The following is a 19,472-nucleotide window of genomic DNA, read 5'->3' on the forward strand; positions in this document are numbered from 1 at the left end:
ATGCATGGCGTCAGCCGACACGCGACTGGCGTCGAGGTGTCGAGCCCGGACAGGGCAATCGAGCGCGACACACAGTGAAGGCAGCAAAGTCGCTGTTGAGTCATCTGTCAATGGGGCGGCTGATGCGCGTCGCGCTGGTGGTGTGCGTCGCCGCAGGAACCCTCGCGTTGGGGGTGCTGGCGGGCGATGACGCGCTGGCGCAGACGCCGCCGGCCGTCCCCACGATCACCGCAGTGGCCTCAGGCGACACGGCCCTGACCGTGGCGTGGACTGCCCCGACTGGCGTCACCGGCATCGAGTCCTACGACCTGCGCTGGATCTTGACGAGCGCGAGCGCCGCCGACAAAGCCGACGATGGCAACTGGAACGTGCTCGACCCCGCATGGGAATCGGGGGACCTGCACGTGATCGTGACCGGCCTCAGCAACGGCGCACGCTTCGATCCCGTTTCCTACGACGTGCAGGTTCGGGCGGTCACGACCAGCAACGGCGTGACCACCGAGGGCGCCTGGTCGGCAACCTCGACCGGGACGCCATCCGAACCCGGCTTCAATCGTGCGAGGGCGACTGCCATCGTGGACGGGCTGCCGGCACACGGCGTCATCGGCCCCGACGACGACAGCGATTGGGACTATTTCTCATTCCAAGTCACCGGAACACGTGAGGTCGTCATCTGGACCACGGGTGACACCGACACATCGGGCCAGCTCTTCGACAGCAGCGGCAATATCAACGCCAGCAACAGCGGTGAGGTCATCGCCAGTAACAACAATGTCGACTTCATCGGCGACAACCGCAACTTCCGCCTCAGCGCCAAGCTGCAAAGCGGGACGTACTACATCGAAGTCACGGGCGCCTACCCCAGCACCGCTGGTACGGGTCCCTACACGCTGCATCTGCAGTCAGAGGTTGACAGCACGGGAATCGGGAACGCTGTGCCGACCGGGCTCGACAGCACAACAACGTCGTTCTTCGAGGACTCTCGCGATACCGACTACTTCAAACTTGAACTGACCGCCGAGACGGCGATCACTGCGTATGTCGCCAGCTTCGTCTTGGACACCGTCGGCGCAATTCTGAACTCCGAAGGCACGGTCGTGGCGACAAACGACAACGCATACTTGGATCCGACCCCCCAGTACTTCGCGCTGCGGGAAACACTTCCAGCGGGCGTCCACTACATCAGAGTCAAGTCCTCCGGATTTCCCGACAGCGGCTGGTACCACCTGCGCGTCGCCGAATCCCCCGAACCTGGCAGTGTGAAGACGTCAGCGGCTGAGTTGCGCATGGGCGATGCGGCCGGCGGCACAACCGACCCGGACGGCGACTGGTTCACCTTCACGCTTGACGAGTCGACCCGTGTGGCACTCGTCGGCTCGAGCACCGAAGCGGACATCACCGCCACATTGGAGGACTCCACCGGAACGGTCCTCGATGTGATCGACTACGAGACCGACATCTCAGTCGGCGCCCAAGAGACCGTCTCTGTCTTCGCGATATCCCACACGCTGGCAGCCGGCGCCTATCACCTCAAGATCGAAGCCGATCCACCGACTGACACCGGCGGGTACATCGTGCTCCTGCGATCGGACGATCGCTATGAACGGTTGCTCGGCAAGTGCCCTGCAGCGCCTTCGGGCATTGACGACACGCTGTATGGATGCCAGTGGCATCTCGACAACACCGGTCAATTCGACGGCACGTCCGGCGAGGACATCAACATCAGGGACAGCGTCCTCGGCGATGTGTGGGACATCACCAAGGGCGCCGGGGTCAATGTCGCGGTGGTCGACTCCGGTCTCGACTATCTCCATGAGGACTTGACAGACAATGTGCTGCTGTCCGGCAACCACAGCTACGGCAGCGACCTCGACCTGCGCATCGACCCGGCGGCTCACGGGACCGCGGTAGCCGGGATTATTGCCGCTCGCGACAACAGCGTCGGCATGCGCGGTGTCGCTCCGCGGGCAACGATCTACGCGCACGATTTGCTGAACTCCTTCAGCCTCAACAATGCCGCCGATGCGCTGTCCCGAAACCGCGCTGCGACCTCAGTTTCCAACAACAGCTGGTCACCTGTGCCAGGGCCAAGCGCCAGACCCCAGTCGTCAATGGTGAAGCAGGCGATCGAAGCAGGCTTGAGAGAGGGAGACGGCGGCAAGGGCATCGTCTATGTGTTCGGCACGGGCAACGGGGGGGAACAATTCGACTGGGCCTCCTTGGACGAGAATCTCAACCACTACGGCGTCACCGCGGTGTGCTCGGTCGACGACTACGGCAATCATGTGGATCACTCCGAGAAAGGCCCGAACCTGTGGATCTGCGCGCCCTCGGCTGGCGGCTCGAGCAACAGCGGCATCGCAACGACGTTGCCCTTCAGCCGATACAGGGCGACATTCGGTGGCACCAGCGCCGCCACGCCGATGGTGTCGGGTGTGGTCGCGCTGGTACGTTCGGTCGGCCCGTCGCTGAGCTGGCGCGATGTCAAGCTGATCTTGGCGGCGTCAGCCCGCCGCAACGATGCCGACGACGCCGGTTGGGAGGCCGGCGCGCTGAAATACGGCTCGGCAACCGACAGCTACAGCTACAATCACCAGTACGGGTTCGGCGTGGTGGATGCCTCTGCGGCGGTGGCGCTCGCCGGAAGCTGGGCCAACGTGCCCGAGATGCGCACCGCTGCAGCGTCGGCTGACACGTCGACCGCCATTCCGAGCTCGGGCAGCAGCGTGTCGACGACCGTTGATCTCGACGGAGAGGTCGACTTCGTCGAGTTCGTCGAGGTCAATGTCGACTTCAATGCGCCGCGTTTTCGCGATCTCAAGATCGAGCTCGAATCGCCTTCGGGCAATATTTCGATTCTGACCCCAGCGCTGGTGACGTCGAGCTACGACACCGTCTGCTACTTCCGTGACACTCACATCTGCGGGCTGACGGGCACCTTCCGGTTCGGTTCGGCGCGGCATCTCGGTGAGGATCCGCGGGGGACATGGACGCTGCGGGTTGCCGATGAGGTCTCGGGTGGGTCGTCGAACACGGTGCGGTCGTGGGATCTGAAGGTGTACGGGCATCGTCCGTTGGCGCCTGGGGCGGTGCTGTTGGGGTTTGTGCGGCCGGGGTCGGGTTCGCTCACGGTGGGGTGGGATGAGCCTTTGGCCACCGGGACTTTCGGTGTCGCTGGCTATGAGATCCGTCACATTCGCAGCGATGCGGCGGACAAGTCCGATGGCGAGTGGGAGTTGGTGTCGAGTTCGTGTGTGGCGGGTTCGTGCAGTGCTGCGATCACCGGGCTGACCGATGGGGTGCGTCGTGATGTGCAGGTGCGGGCGGTGAGCACTCCGGCGGGCGTGTGGTCGTTCACGGTGCGCGGGACGCCGGGTGCCGCCAATGGTGAGCCGTTCTTCGTCGACGGGGAGCGCACGACGCGCGGTGTCGACGAGCACGCCGGTTCGGGTGTCGCTGTGGGTCCGGCTGTGGCTGCTCGGGACGCGGAGCCTGATGTGTTCGTCTACAGCTTGGCTGGTGACGACGCTGGGCTGTTCGTGATCGACGCTTCGAGCGGGCAGCTCACGACTGGGGAGGGGTTTGTGTCCGATTTCGAGGGTGCGCGCAACAGCTTTGAGGTGACGGTGTCGGTGAGCGACGGCAAGGCTGACGACGGCACAGCGAGCACGGCGGTCGACGATGTCATCGCGGTGACCGTTGCAGTGGTCAACGTGGACGAGCCGGGCGGGGTGTCGTTGTCGGTGTCGCAGCCGCGGGCGGGCGATCGTGTCAGTGCGTTTCTGAGCGATCCTGATGATCCTGACCGTTTGATTCGGGGCACGAAGTGGCGGTGGGAGCGTTCGGCGCCGGGTTCGATGTTGGGGTGGGCTCGGGTTACCGGTGTGCCGCAGTGGGGGTGGCGTCACTCGACGTACGTTCCCAATGATGACGATGTGGGCCGTTTCTTGCGGGTGACGGCGTCCTATTCAGATCCCCAGGGTCCGGGCAAGTCTGCGGAGGTTGTCTCTGCGCTCCTGGTGCGGGCGGACAATGTGGCACCGGTGTTCCCGGCTGCGGGGACGGTCGCGCGTCGTGTCGATGAGAGCGCCGGCCCGAACACCGAATTCGGTGACCCTGTCGTAGCGAGTGATCCTGACGGCGATGATTTGACTTATTCGCTGGGCGGCCTCGACGGGGCGTCGTTCGGGATCGTCGCGGACAGCGGGCAGCTTGTCACCAAAGCGGCATTGGATTTCGAGACCGAGTTGTTCTATGCGGTGGCGGTGACCGCGACGGATCCGCGGGGGCTGACCGATGCTCAGCAGGTGATCATCTGGGTGAATGATGTGAACGAGGCGCCGGCGTTCCCGACTGGCGTTTCCGACATGGCGACCGTGGTCGAGAACAGCACCGCGACCGGTTTGTCGTTCACCGTGGACGATCCGGAGGGCGACAGCATCGAGTGGTCGCTGTCGGGTGCGGATCGGCTCGTTTTCGATGTGTTCGGCGGCGTGTTGACGTTCAAGGATCCGCCGGATTTCGAGATGCCTGCCGATCAAGGCGGCGACAACACTTACAACATCGATGTCGTGGCCTCTGACAACAGAGGGCGGGCGGGCACTTTGCCGGTGGTGGTGGAGGTCGTCAATGGCGATGATCCCGGCAGGGTGCGGCTCTCGCCGCGGGATCCCGAGGTCGGCGCTGAGTTGAGGGCGACGCTGAGCGATCCCGACGGGAGCGTGAGCGGCGCTGTGTGGATGTGGGAGCGCTCGCAGTCGGGCTCACGGTCGGACTGGGACGTGGTCGGCGGCGCGGTCTCTGATTCCTACACGGTGGTCGATGACGATTTGGGTCGTTTTTTGCAGGTGTCGGTGTCGTATCGGGACCGGCACGGTCCACTCAATCAGCAGGATTCTCTCAAGGGGGCCAGCGTCGTGACTGACAGCGCGGTGGTCGCCGCATCGCCGGTGATGAATGAGGCGCCGGTGTTCCCCGAGGACGAGACCGGCCTGCGGGAGGTGTCTGAGAACACTGCGAGCGGCGAAGCCTTCGGCTTGCCGGTCGCTGCGACCGATCCGGGTGATCTCCTGACTTATACGCTCAGCGGTAGGGACGGCGCGGTGTTCGATGTCGTTCCCGGCAGCGGTCAGCTGCGCACCGAGGCGCCGCTGGACCATGAGAGCCGGTCGTCGTACGTGTTCACGGTGACCGCGACGGATCCCTCAGGGGAATCCGCCACCAAGAGCGTGACGGTCACGGTGACCGATATCGACGAGCCGGGGGGACTGCAACTGGAGCCGACCCAGCCTGTGGCGGGCAAGCCGCTGACGGCGACCCTGGTCGATCCCGACGAGCTGTTGACTGGTCCTGAGTGGACGTGGTGGCGTTCTGGGGACAGCAGCGGACCCGGCGGATGGGTGCAGATCGACGGTGCAGCGTCGTTGAGCTACCAGCCCGCTGCGGGGAACCCCGACGACGGGGACCCTGACGGCGGCGGGCACGAGGGCCTGTGGCTGCAAGTACGTGTCACCTACCGCGACGTCCACAACCCCGCGGACTCTGCGGACCCCAATGTGGCCCCTTTCGCCGTCAAGACCCTCCAAGCCGTGACGGTCAACCCCGTGGCTCCGCCAAACAACAACAACGGCGGCAATGCGGGCAGTAGCTCCGGCTTGGGAGGTGGCAGCAGCGCCTCCGGCGGCAACAGCAGCAGCGGCGGCGGTGGTGGTGGCGGCGATTTCGATGTGGGTGTCGCGTCGTTTGTGGTGGCGAATGGGTGGAGTGCTGCTGATGTGGGGGTGGCGTCGGTGCTGGCGGCGCGTACTTCTGGTGCGGTGGTGGTGTACACCGCAGGCGATGAGCTGTCAGAAGAGACGCGGCTGCTGCTGCGCGAGGCGTTGCCTGCTGAGGTGATCATCGTGGGCGGCAATGCGGCGGTGTCGCGTGATGTTCGCACTCAGATCCGGGCGGCGTCGTCTGAGTCGGGGATCTCGCGTGTGACCGGCGCGGATCGCGCCGACACCGCAGCAGCCACAGCACGACGCATCCTGGGCACGCCCGCAGCAGCAGGCCGGGTGACGCTGGTGGTGGCCAACGGCTGGTCGCCGCCCGACATCGGGGCCGCCGCCGCATTGGCTGCGCGCAGCGGCCGTTCTGCGGTGATCTACACCGAGGCCGCCAGGCTGCCAGAGACTTCGGCGGCACTGCTGCGCGACTACGAAGTGGCGCGGGTGATCCTCGTCGGCGGAACTGCCGCGATCAGCGACGACGTGCGCGACGCGATCTCCGCAGCGGCGGGTGGCGATGCGAGCATCTCGCGGCTCACCGGCGACGAACGCATCGACACAGCCGCGCAGACAGCACGGCGTGTGCTGGGCAGCCCCGCCGCAGCCCCCGACGGCGTCACCCTGGTGATCGCGAACGGCTGGTCCCCGCCCGATGTCGGCGTCGCCGCAGCACTGGCAGCGGCCACCGACAACGCCGCAGTCGCCTACACCGCACAGGGGGCGCTGCCCGAAGCGACCGCAGCATTGATCCGCGACTACCGGCCTGGCCAGGTCATCATCGTGGGCGGCCGAGCAGCGGTCGCCAACGACGTACGAGCCGCGATCACCCAAACCGCCCCCGACAGCGCCGACATCCGACGCATCACCGGCACCACCCGCACCGACACCGCCGCCCGCGCCGCACGCCGCATCCTCGCCAACCCTTGAACGACCCACCGCGGGCGACCACCGCAGGCGTCGATCTGAGGCCAGTTGGCGGTCTTGGAGGTGTCGTCGCGCATCCTCATAGTTCATTACATGAAATAGGCACATGGATATACTGCTCGCAATGCATGGTTCCAGGCGACACACAACTGGCGTGAGGTTGTCGAAGTCAGTCGGCTGACGGAAAGCGGCTTTGTGGCAGACGGCTACTTGATCGAGACCGAGCCGGGAATCCCGTTACCGATTCTGGCCAATTGGCCCGGCGGCCATGATGGCGTCGAGCTGCCGAGCCCGGACTTGGGGATCGAGCGCGACACCCAGTGAAGGCATCAGGGTCACTGTTGGGTCATCTGACAGTGGCGCGACTCAAACGCGCCGCGCTGGTGGTGTTCCTGTTCGCAGGAACGCTCGCGTTGCCGGTGCTGACGGGCGATGACGCGCTGGCGCAGACGCCGCCCGCCGCACCCACGATCACCGCGGTGGGTCCCGGTGATGAGGCACTCACCGTCGCGTGGAGCGCCCCGGCTGGTGTCACCGGCATCAGTTCCTATGACCTGCGCTTCATCGATTCGAGTTCGAGCGCAGCGGACAAAGCCGACGATGCCAACTGGCGCCCGCTCGACCCTGCGTGGGAAGCGGGCAGCCTGCGCGTCATCGTGACCGGGCTGGTCAACGACACGTCCTACGACGTCCAGGTTCGTGCAGTGACGACCAGCGAAGGCGACTGGTCGAGCACCGAGACAGGGACGCCGACCGATCCGGGTTCGTCCCGTGAGAATGCGACCGCCATCGTGGACGAGCTGCCGGTGCGCGGCGTACTCGATTCGAGCGCCGACGACGACTGGTTCTTGTTCTCGATCAGCGATGAGCGGGAGTACGTCATCGTGACCACGGGCGACACCGACACCTACGGGACGCTCTATCGCGGCAGCACCATCGTCCCCATTGCTTTCAACGACGATTCGAACCTCACGAGCGCACCGCTGAACTTCAAGCTCGACGGGAAGCTGTCCGCCGGCACGTACTACCTCAAGGTCACCGGTGCCGACGACGCCACCGGCGACTACACGCTGTGGCTGCAAACCTTCGCCGATACGACGGGCGTGAGCGATGCGACCGGCATAGATCTCGACAGTTCCTCGGTGGCGGTATTCCACGGCACCGGGGCGACCAGTACCAGCCAGCTGAGCGATGTCGACTTCTTCAAGCTCGAACTGGCAACCGCGACCACGATCACCGCACGTGCAAGCGGCTTTGTCGCCGACACCGTCGGAGCGATCCTCGACGCCGACGGCAGCGTCGTCGCCTCCAACGACGACGCATGGCTCGAGCCGAGCCACGAGCAATTCGCACTCAGGACGACACTGGCCGCGGGCACGTACTACATCCGCGTCAAGCCGTTCGAAGGCGACGCGGCCGGGTTGTACTACCTGCACGTCTACGAGTCACCCGACCCCGGCAATTCCAGGCCGACAGCGGCCGAGATCGGCACCAGCACGACTGCCGGCGGGACGATCGATTCGGCCAGCGACTACTTCACGTTCACGCTCGACAGATCGACCCGGATAGTCCTCGTAGGCGTCGGCGAGGCGAACATCGAGGCCACTGTGCAGGACTCGGCCGGCCAAGTGCTGGGCCTCAACTACTACGCGCTGGTCCACAGGTTCTTCTCGGGGAACCTCTATGCGTTCGCGATCTTCGACACGCTCGAGGCCGGTACGTACTACCTCAAGGTCGACGGCGACCAGCCGGGCGACACCGGGGAGTACCTGGTGCTGCTGCGCCCCGACGCAGGCTACGAACGACTGGCGGACATCTGCTCGGAGGCTCGCACCTCGACCCCTGCTGACATTGCCGACCCGCTGTATGGGTGCCAGTGGCACCTCGACAACGACGGGCAGTTCGGCGGCACGGCGGGCGAAGACATCAACATCGACGATGCCGTGCTCGGCAGCGTCTGGGACATCGCCACGGGCTCGGGGATCAACGTGAAGGTCGTCGACTCAGGCCTCGACTACTTGCACGAGGACTTGCTCGACAACGTCGACACAGACAAGAACCACAGCTACCGAAGCGTTCGAGACGTGTTCAGCGATCCGTCGGGTCATGGCACCGCGGTGGCCGGACTCATCGCAGCGGGTGACAACAGCAGCGGCGTACGTGGCGTCGCGCCGCGCGTAACGATCTACGGGTATGACCTGGTGAGCGCCAGCAGCTCGCTCAATGCCGCCGATGCGGTGGCGCGGGACCGCCAGACCACATCGGTGTCCAACCACAGCTACGGGGTGCCGGACAGCCCTCGTGCGAGCCGGGCCACTCGGCTCTGGGAGATGGCGATCGATGCAGGCGTGACCGAGGGGGACGACGGCAAGGGCGTCGTCTACGTGTGGGCCGCGGGCAATGGCGACGACAACGGCGACTACGCCTCGCTGGCGGAGGCTGTCACGTACTACGGCGTGATCGCAGTGTGTGCCGTCGACCACCGGGGCAAGCGGTCCTATTACTCCGAGTGGGGTCCGAACCTGTGGGTGTGCGCGCCCTCCGACAGCACCCCCAAGGACCATCCGCTGGGCATCGTAACCACGCCGGGAATCATGACCACACGGCCCTACAGCACTTACAGGGACACCTTCGGCGGCACCAGCGCCGCAGCGCCGATCGTGTCGGGTGTTGTCGCTCTGGTCCGAGAGGTCAACCCGACGCTGACGTGGCGCGACGTGAAGCTGATTCTCGCTGCGTCAGCCCGCACGAACAACGCGACCATTTCAGGTTGGGAGGCCGGTGCCCGCAAGTACGGCTCGACGGCGTCGGACTGCACCACCCCGAGTGAGTGCTACAGCTTCAATCACCAATACGGCTTCGGCGTGGTGGATGCCTCGGCGGCGGTGGCGCTGGCCCAGAACTGGACCAACGTGGCCGACATGCGCACCGCGACCGCCGCCGACGCAACGCGCCGGAGAATTGCCAGCACGAACGGCACCGCCACCGGCACGGTGGATCTCGGCGGCGATGTGGACTTCGTGGAGTTCGTCGAGATCAACATCGATTTCAATGCACCCTTTTTCCGTGACCTGAACATCGAACTGGTGTCGCCGTCGGGCGCGACATCGGTGCTGACGGAGCGGAACTCTTTCGACTGCCGACGTCCAGCGACGAGTTGTGCGCTGACAGGTGAGTTCAGGTTCGGGTCGGCCCGCCATCTCGGCGAGGATCCCCGCGGCACATGGACGCTGCGCGTGTCCGACCGGGTTGCCGGCGGTACGGCCAACGTCGTGCGTTCGTGGGACTTGAAGGTGTACGGCCATCGCCAGGCGCCCGGCCCGGTGCCGCTGCGGTATGTGCAGCCCGCTTCGGGTTCGCTCATCGTGGCGTGGGATGGACCCGACAGCACGGGCACATCGCCGCTCACCGGGTACGACCTGCGCCATATCCGCAGCGACGCCACCGACAAGTCGGACGCGAACTGGACGGTCATCACTGGCGCCGGTTCTCTCAGCAGCCGCAGCCACACCATCGAGAACCTGACCGACGGCGTCCAGCGGGATGTGCAGGTACGGGCGGTCGGCGATCGAACAGGCGAATGGTCCACGACCGCGCGGGGTACACCCGGCGCCACGAACAGCGAGCCGTTCTTCGTCGACGGCGAGAGCACGATCCGCATGCTTGCCGAGAACGTCGGCTCGGGTGCTGATGTCGGCTCGGCGGTCACGGCGTCGGATGCCGAGAGCGATTCGTTCACTTACAGCCTGAGCGGTGTCGATGCTGCGTCGTTCGAGCTCGACGCCTCGACGGGGCAGATCATGACGGCATTCGATCCGGATTTCGAGAGCCGTGAGAAATACACGGTCACGATCTCGGTCAGCGACAGCAAGGACGCCGCCGGCGACGCCGACTCTGCGGTCGACGACACGATCGCCGTGAGCGTCGTGGTCATCGATCACAATGAGCCGCCCATCGTGGTAGGGCCGCCTGCAATCGATGTTGTCGAGGGCACGCAGACGCCCGTCGGCAGCTACACCGTGACCGACCCGGAGGGCCAAGACATCTCCGGCTTGGACATCGAAGGGCCCGACGCAGCGGAGTTCGATTACAACAGAGCGACATTCCACTTCACTGGTCGCGCTCCGATCAGCTTCCGGCAGGATCCCGACCACGTCAGGCCCGATTTCGAGGATCGCCTCGATGCGAACGGCGACAACGTCTACGAGATCCAGATCGTGACCTCCGACGGGCGCCACACGACCACCTTCGATGTAACGGTGACCGTCACCGACGTGAACGAGGCGCCGACGCTCACCTATGACAGCCGCGATATAGCGACCGTGGATGAGAACGGCATCGCGACTGGTCTGTCGTTCAGCGTGAACGACCCCGAGAACGACAGCATCGAGTGGACCCTGTCGGGCGCGGACGAGCCCGATTTCGACGTCTCCGGCGGGGTCTCCGGCGCGGTGTTGACGTTCAAGGACCCGCCGGATTTCGAGATGCCGACCGATCGGGGCGGCAACAACATCTACAACGTCAATGTCGAGGCTTCTGACGGTGCGAATTTGGTGTCGTTGCCGGTTGTCGTTGTGGTGCGGGGGGTGAACGAGCCTGCTGTGATCAGCGGGTTGTCGGCCAGGAATTTTCCCGAGAACAGCACCGGCGTCGTCGCCGATTACGGCGCGAATGATCCGGAGGAGGGTGAGGGGGTGGCGTGGTCGTTGTCGGGTGCCGATCGGGGGTTCTTCGAGATCAGCTCGGGGGGTGTGCTGCGGTTCGCCCAGTCCGCAGATCCGCCGGATCACGAGGCGGCGCGCGGCGACACGTATCGGGTTACGGTCCAGGCATCGGACGGCAAGGACGATTTGGGCAACCTCGATTCGTCTGTCGATGACCGGTTCGATGTAACGGTGACTGTTACCGATGTGAACGAGAAGCCGGTGTTCCCGACTGGTGTTGCTGATATGGCGACGGTGGTCGAGGGCAGGACTGTGACGGGTTTGTCGTTCAGTGTGGATGATCCGGAGGGTGATCGCATCGTGTGGACGTTGTCGGGTGCGGATCGGCTGGTGTTCGATATTTCGGGTGGGGTGTTGGCGTTCAAGGATCCGCCGGATTTCGAGATGCCGGCCGATCAAGGCGGCAACAACACTTACAACGTCGATGTGGAGGCTTCTGACGGCGCCAACTTGGAGTCGCTGCCGGTTGTCGTTGTGGTGGAGGGCGTGAACGAGCCTCCGGTGATCGGGGGGCCGCCGGCCAGGAATTATCCCGAGAACGGCACCGGTGTGGTTGCTGATTTCAGCGCGAACGATCCGGAGGAGCACGAGCGGGTGGCGTGGTCGTTGTCGGGCGCGGATCGGGGGTTCTTCGAGATCGATTCGGGTGGGGTGCTGCGGTTCGCCGAGTCGGCTGGCCCGCCGGATCACGAGGCGGCGCGGGGCGACACGTATCGGGTCACGGTGGAGGCGTCGGACGGCAAGAACGGACTGGGCAGCCTCGATTCGTCGGTTGATGACCGGTTCGATGTGACGGTCACGGTCACCAATGTCGACGAGGCGCCGGTGATCACCTCGGGTCCTGTGGGCGGGTCGGTGTCGGAGGGCGCCGTGGGCGTGTTCGCTTATGCGGCCCGAGATCCAGAGGGCGACATTGTGTCTTGGACGCTGAGGGGTCCCGATGGGGCGGCGTTGAGGATCGACGAGTTCGGTGTGGTGGGGTTCGATCCGGTGCCGGATTTTGAGGCGCCGGTCGATGCTGGGCGGAACAATTCCTATGCGGTGGTCGTGGTTGCGACTGCTGGGTCGTTGGAGGACACGCGCGGTCTGACGGTGTCGGTCGTCAACGTGGACGAGCTCGGCGGGTTCGGGCCGTTCTCGCGGCCGCAGGCGGGTACGGCATTGACGGCTGTGTTGAGCGATCCTGATGGCGGGGTGGGCGGGGCGGTGTGGTCGTGGGAGCGTTCGCAGGTCGGTTCGCGGTCGGGATGGGCGCTGATCAGCGGCGCGGGTTCGCGTTCCTATGAGCCCGTGGGCGGCGATGTGGGTCGTTATTTGCGGGTGTCGGTGTCGTATCGGGACCGTGAGGGTCCCGGCAAGGGGGTCATGTCCTCGTCTTTGGGGCCGGTGCTCGCGGCGCCGCTCACCAATCAGCCGCCGACGTTCCCATATGCGGTTACGGTCGTCCGGGTGGTCCCGGAGGACTCGCCGGCGGGAACCTCGATCGGGGCGCCGGTGGAGGCGAGCGACCCTGACGCTGCCGATCAGGGGTTCTTGACTTATTCGTTGGGGCCTGTCGGTGCAGCGTTGTTCGATATCGACGCGGCCTCAGGCCGGTTGCTGACTCGGCGCGGGGTGGTGTTGGATCACGAGGCGAGGTCGTCCTATGAGGTGACGGTGACGGTTCGTGATCCGTCGGGCGAGACCGACTTCCAGCAGGTCGCGGTCTCGGTGACCGATGTGAACGAGGCGCCGGTGATCACCGGAGGCGACGTGGAGGTCTATGCCGAGGACCGTGCTGATGCTGTTGGTTCGTTCACGGCGGTCGATCCCGAAGGCGAAGCGGTCACCTGGAGCCTGGCAGGCGCCGACAGCGCGGACTTCGAGATCGACGACTCCGGCAGCCTCAGGTGGGTCGTGCCGCCCGACTACGAACAGCGTGCCGACGCCGACCGGGACAACGACTACGAGGTCGTCGTCGTGGCCGAGGACGAACAGCAGTTGCCCGGCGAATATTCGGTGACGGTGCGGGTGACTGATGTGAATGAGACGCCGACGGTCAGTTGTGTGAGCAGCCGGTGCGCCCACGACGTCCAAAGCGGCCACACGGCCATCTCGTGGCGAGAAGAGCGCGACGGGGTCGTCGGCGTTTTCTCCGGCGCCGATCCCGAGGGCGTGTCGGTCACGTGGTCGCTCGGGGGCCCCGACGGCGAGGACTTCGAGATCGACGACTCCGGCATCCTCAGATGGGTCGCGCCACCCGACTACGAACAGCGTGCCGACGCCGACCGGGGCAACGACTATGCGGTGGTCGTGCAAGCGTCCGACGGCAACACTGACGGCGCCCTCACGGTCACGGTCACGGTCACCGACGTCGAAGAGCCCGGGACACTGAAGCTGGAGCTGTCGGGCTCGCTGCCTGAGGTGGGCAAGCCGCTGAGGGCGGTCTTGGACGACCCCGACAAGCCGTTGACTGCTCACGACTGGACGTGGCGCCGTTCTGGGGACCGCGACGATCCGGCAAGCTGGGAGCTCATCGACGGCGCGACGGCATCGACCTACCGGCCTGTCGCCGCCGATGCGGGCCACTGGCTGCGGGTGGATGTCGCCTACAAGGACGCCCACAGCCCGAACGATCAGAGCGAGGCCCCTGACAAAAGACCCCCAGCAGCGGTAACGATCAACTCTGTGCCGGCCCCCACCAACACCAACAACAACAGCAGCAGCAGCAGCAGCGGCAGCAGCAGCGGCAGCAGCAGAGGCGGCAGCGGAGGCGGAGGCGGAGGCGGCGATTTTGATGTGGGTGTCGCGACTTTCGTGGTGGCCAACGGATGGAGCCCCGCCGACATCGGGGCCGCGTCGGTGCTCGCAGCGCGCACCGCAGACGCAGCGGTGCTCTACACCGCAGGCGACGAACTGTCAGAACAGACCCGGCTGCTGCTGCGCGAAACACTGCCCGCCGAGGTGATCATCGTGGGCGGCAACACAGCAGTGACCCGCAATGTGCGCACCCAGATCCGCGCCGCGTCATCTGAATCGGCCCTCACACGCATCACCGGGCAGGACCGCGCCGACACCGCAGCAGCCACAGCACGACGCATTCTGGGCACACCCGCCACAGCAGGCCGCGTCACGCTCGTCATCGCCAACGGCTGGTCCCCCCCAGACATCGGCGCCGCCGCCGCCCTGGCCGCGCGCAGCAGCCGCTCAGCAGTGCTCTACACCCAGACCGCCAGACTGCCCACGCCATCAGCAGCACTGCTGGCCGACTATGAGGTCGCACGAGTGATCCTCATCGGCGGCACCGCCGCCATCAACGACGATGTGCACGACAAGATCGCCGCCGCCGCAGGCACAGACACGAACATCACACGGCTCACCGGCACCGACCGCACCCACACCGCCGCCGCCACAGCACGACGAGTCCTGGGCAACCCCGCCGCAGCCCCCGACAGCATCACCCTGGTCATCGCCAACGGCTGGTCCCCGCCCGACATCGGCGTCGCAGCAGCACTCGCCGCCGCCACCCCCAACGCCGCAGTCGCCTACACCGCACAAGACACCCTGCCCGACACCACCACAGCATTCATCCACGACTACCGACCCACCCAGATCATCATCATCGGCGGCCGCACCGCAATCGCCAACAACGTACGCACAGCCATCACCCAGACCGCCCCCGACAGTGCCGACATCCGCCGCATCACCGGTGCCACCCGCACCGACACCGCCGCCCGCGCCGCACGCCGCATCCTCGCCAACCTCTGACCAGCCGCTCCGCCACGCTCTAGTTGCCGGGCAGTGTCACCGTCACCTCGGGCTCAAGCGGGGCAGGGCCTGTCTGGAAGTTCCGCACGACCTGACTCCAGGTGAGTTGCCACACCTTCCAGTTGGCACCCACGTATGCAGGGTCGGGCCGGTACGGGTGCACCCTCACCCCGAATTCCTGCCATTCGGGTGTGCTCACGATGTCGCTGCGCGCCGGGCGCGAACCGAACCGATCGCTCACGCCGAATTGGAAGAGAGGTTCGCCCATGGCGTCGATCAGTCGCCCGCCGAGGGATTGGTTCTGCGCTCCGGCGACGACTCCGGCATAGAACCCGATGCGAACGCAGTCATCGGACACCACCGCTATGTCGAGTGCTTCGGGCAGGCCGGGTTGGTACTTGGCATAGACCGACGGCAGCCCCGTGGTGCCCCACGTCATCGGCCGTCGACCACGCAGCGACTCCAGCGTCACAGGATCGGGATCATCCTGGCTGATCGGCCGCGGCGGGGGAGGCTCCCCGCCGGCAAAGCGCTCGAAGGTCGCGATCTCCCAACTCGGCGCAAGCTCGACGCCCCAACGCAGCATCTGGTCGAGAATCTGGGGCCACGGTGTCACCTCGTCACCGCCGCGTTCGGGATACAGCCGCTCGAGTGCAACCAGCAGATACACGCCCATCCGGCTCGTTGCGGCGTCCGGGATCACCGCAGTTCCGGCGTGGGCGGGATCGTGGAGAGCGTCGAGGCCGCGCGGCACCGGTGGCGGCAGGCGTTCAGCGTCGGGCAATTCGTCAATGCGACGCTCGGGCACGACGTAGAACGACGGCAGGTAGTTCAGGCAGGCATCGAGATAGCTGATCGGCGTCAATGCGTGGGCGTCGACAGCGAGGTCTTCGACCAGCGGACCTGGCGCCAACGGCGCATAGGGCTGGGTGAGGCCACTGTCGATGACGTACTGCAGGTCAAGCGTGTCGATGCCCACCACAACATCGGCCACGGGATGGGTACGGCTGCGTTCCAGCAACTCGATGACATCGTCGGGCGTGTCCTCCCGGAACACCACGATCTCGATGCCCGTCTCGGCGGTGAATGCTTCGAGGGCGTCGGCGGGCAGGTGGAAGTCGCGATATGTCAGGACGCGTACCGCAGCAGATCCCCGGTCCGTGTCCGCGCAGCCAGCGGCAAGGACGACCGCTGCGCACGCGAATGCGGCGAAGATCCGAACTCGCCGGGCGCCACTCCCGGCGAGTCGCTCACGGAAGGGGCTTGCCATGTGTCTGTATCGCAAGAACGGTGCCCGCTTGTACTCCGAGGTGGGCCGAGGGTGCAGTGAGTTCGTTGCTCAGTCCGAGCGACGCCGCACTGAGGAGCGGAGCCGATCCGGTCAGGTTCCATCGCAGCCCAGTCGTACGCACGCTGGCGGCTCCGCCCACGGCGAGCAGCGTCAGCAGATTCCCGTCGCCCGACGGCAATGCAATGGTCATGCCGGTGGTTGCAGCGCGTACGACACTCGTGCCGATGTAGGCCACGAGCGGCAGCGCGGCATAGCGAGGCCGTGCGAGCATCGTCACCGAGATCATCATGTGGTCGAGCCTGCCGCCGGCACCGCTCGCCAGCGCGATCTCTGTGGGGTCGAGCCCCCACGCGAAGCTCAGGGCCAAGTCCAGATCGCTGTGCGCCTTATGCCGATGGTGTCGCTGGACTACGAGGTCGGGCCACTCGTCACGCGTGCGCGCCAGCATTCCGGCATCGACCGAATCGAAGTCTCCGACGGCAACGTGGGGTCGCAAGCCCAGCCGCAGCGTGTGGGCCAAGCCACGATCTACGGCAATCACGCAGGTGGGCTCGCCGGGCGGGAGTCGACGAGGCGCGCTGGGACCGCCGTCGATGATCCAGACGCAGTGGGCATCGAGGTGTGCCCCGTCGGCGGACCACTCGCCAGATGCAGCCGGACTCATGGCACCAGTGTGATGGGAAGCGGCCGGCTTGCGGCGCGCCGGGCGCGCGATGTCGGCCCGGTACCTTGCAGTTCAACGTGGACATCGCCCGCCGGCTGGCCCGGCTGCCCCTACTCGCCGTGATGATCGCGCTCTGCGCAGCCGTCGTCACGATCGGCGCCCGCGCCTCCGCGCCCCATGTCGCAAGCACCCTCGACGCCGTCGAACGCGACCGCGATCACATCACGATCGACTTGCGGCCCGGGGCTCAGCGGACCCAGGTATTTGACTCCGACGGCAATCCGATCGGCATCCTGCTCAATGACATCGACCGTGAGATCATCACGCTCGACCAGGTGCCCGACGAAGTCCTTGCCACGATCGTGGCGGTGGAGGACAGCAAGTTCTGGCTCCACAACGGTGTGGATCTGCGGGCGACTGCACGCGCACTGGTGTCGAACGTGTCCGCTGGCGGGATTGCGTCAGGTGGCTCCACGATCACCCAGCAGATCGTCAAGCTCCGTGTGGTGGGCAGCGAGCGCAGCTTCAACCGCAAGATCCGCGAGGCGGTGATTGCGGCCCGGCTCGAGGAAGATTTCTCCAAGGAACAGATCCTCGAGTTCTACGTCAACGAGGTGTATCTCGGAAACGGGGCGTACGGACTGCAAGCCGGGGCCGAGACCTACTTCGGCAAGGACGTTTCGACGCTCGACGTGGGCGATGGGGCATTCTTGGCAAGTCTCATTCGCAGCCCCGGCCTGTTTGACGGGTTCGATCAGAACATCTCCACGATGACCCGACGCCGCAGCAGGTCGCTGCAGCAAGCCGTCGATGCAAGGATCATCACGGAGGCCCAGCGGAACGCATTCGAACGGCGGCCGCTGCCAAGTCGCAACCTGTCGCCGCGTCGCACCGACGTGACGCTTCGACGTGACTACTTCTTGGTCGAAGTGCGGCGGGCCCTGCTGGCCAACCCAGCTCTCGGAGACACCTACCAAGCCCGCTTCAGCCAGGTGTTCGGCGGCGGTCTGAGAGTGTGGACGACGCTGCGTCCCGAGCTGCAAAGGGCTATGCGCACCTCCGTGGCGGAGGTCCTGCCGGAGGGCACGGGCGAATTCGAGGTGTCCATCGTCAGCGTCGATCCATCGACCGGAGCGGTGCTCGCGTTCATCGGCGGCCCTGCCTTCAGCGCTTCGGAATTCAACCTCGCCACCCAAGGCCGGCGCCAACCCGGATCGTCGTTCAAGCCCTACGTCCTCGCGGCCGCGATCGAGCGCGCCGGCCTCTATCCGTTCGACACGATCAGCGGGCAGGGGCCATGCGTGTTCCCCAATCCACCGCTCGAGGACTACAAGGTGAGCAACTTTGCCAACAGTCCAGGTCGGGTGGCCACGCTGGAGGGCCAGGCAACGGCCAGCTCGAACTGCGCGTTCGTGCGACTGGGCCTGGTCACGGGTCTGGATGAGGTCGTCGGGATGGCCAATCGCCTCATCGGCCGGTCGGGCGAGGACAGCTACCTGCCGTATCCGTCCATCTCGCTGGGCGCGCAGGAGATCACGCCGCTCGAACAGGCCTTGGGTTTCGGCACGTTCGTCAACGGCGGAGTTCGGATGGAGCCGTTCTATGTGACCCGCATCGAGAACAACTTCGGGGAGGTGCTCTACGAGCATGCGCCGCACGGACGGCGGGTGGTGTCGTCGGTCACAGCCGATTGGGTGACTTCGGTTCTCGAGGAAAATGTGCGATCTGGCACCGGGACGCGGGCGCAGCTTGCGAGCGGACAGGCCGCCGCCGGCAAGACCGGCACGACGCAGTCTTTTCATGACGCCTGGTTCGTGGGCTTCACGCCGCACATGTCGACCGCAGTGTGGATGGGCCATCCCGACGAGCAGGTCCCGATGGGCGAAATCCAGAGTCGGCGGGCCACCGGGGGCTGGATCCCGGCGCGCATCTGGTCCGCCTACATGGAACGGGCTCTGGGGGACACGCAACTGCGAGGATTCCCGCCCGCGCCGCCCCCGTCTCGAGCCAGCCAGTACCTGTTCCTGTCCGGGGATACCTGCTCGATCGCCGTAGCGGTGACGCCGTCGGAGCCTCCGCTCGAATTCGACCTGCCATGCAGCATGGTTCGCCCAACCGAGGACAACGAATTCGAGCCTCTGCCCGATGCGCTCTGCAAGGTTGCAGTGCCGGCAGCCGATGGCGAGACGAGGTTCGAGTGGATCCGCTGCACCCAGATCGCAACCGAGCTCAGGGCGCGAGCGACCGAACCCGTGGGCGATACTGACGAATCCATCCCGCAGGACAGCACAGATCAAACTGGTGGAGATCCCGGCGGGGACGGAACACAAGACGACCAGGCCTGAGCCCGATGC

Annotated in this window: 6 protein-coding genes; 4 read left to right on the top strand and 2 right to left on the bottom strand. The window is 65.8% G+C overall.

Going from position 1 to position 19,472, the window contains the following annotated elements; all coding sequences use genetic code 11:
• The first annotated feature begins 122 nt into the window (after nt 1-122).
• The 3 genes from ACOCMM_RS10685 (at nt 123) to ACOCMM_RS10695 (ending at nt 15,163) form a co-directional block, all read left to right on the top strand.
• Entirely contained in the window at nt 123-6,695 is a 6,573-nt protein-coding gene (locus ACOCMM_RS10685; protein ID WP_419553141.1) for a S8 family serine peptidase, read from the top strand.
• A gap of 192 nt (nt 6,696-6,887) precedes the next feature.
• Nucleotides 6,888-7,016 (top strand): hypothetical protein, encoded by a 129-nt coding sequence (locus ACOCMM_RS10690; RefSeq protein WP_419553142.1) that lies wholly within the window; start codon nt 6,888-6,890, stop codon nt 7,014-7,016.
• Between the two features lie 32 nt (nt 7,017-7,048).
• Nucleotides 7,049-15,163 carry a S8 family serine peptidase gene (locus tag ACOCMM_RS10695; RefSeq protein WP_419553143.1) on the top strand — a complete coding sequence of 2,705 codons (8,115 nt, stop codon included), beginning with the start codon at nt 7,049-7,051 and terminating at the stop codon, nt 15,161-15,163.
• 19 nt (nt 15,164-15,182) lie between these two features.
• On the opposite strand, the gene ACOCMM_RS10700 is transcribed toward ACOCMM_RS10695, so the two are convergent.
• On the bottom strand, nt 15,183-16,433 hold the full coding sequence (locus ACOCMM_RS10700) for a hypothetical protein (protein ID WP_419553144.1): 1,251 nt from the start codon (nt 16,431-16,433) through the stop codon (nt 15,183-15,185).
• Complete coding sequence (locus tag ACOCMM_RS10705; protein ID WP_419553145.1) at nt 16,414-17,118, bottom strand: thiamine diphosphokinase; 705 nt, start codon at nt 17,116-17,118, stop codon at nt 16,414-16,416. Before ACOCMM_RS10705 ends, ACOCMM_RS10700 begins: the two co-directional genes overlap by 20 nt.
• 77 nt (nt 17,119-17,195) lie before the next feature.
• Here ACOCMM_RS10705 and ACOCMM_RS10710 point away from each other — a divergent pair, with 77 nt between their 5' ends.
• Entirely contained in the window at nt 17,196-19,463 is a 2,268-nt protein-coding gene (locus tag ACOCMM_RS10710; protein ID WP_419553146.1) for a transglycosylase domain-containing protein, read from the top strand.
• Nucleotides 19,464-19,472 lie beyond the last annotated feature (9 nt).

This window comes from Candidatus Poriferisodalis sp., assembly GCF_965198245.1.
Taxonomy (GTDB): Bacteria; Actinomycetota; Acidimicrobiia; order Acidimicrobiales; family Poriferisodalaceae; genus Poriferisodalis.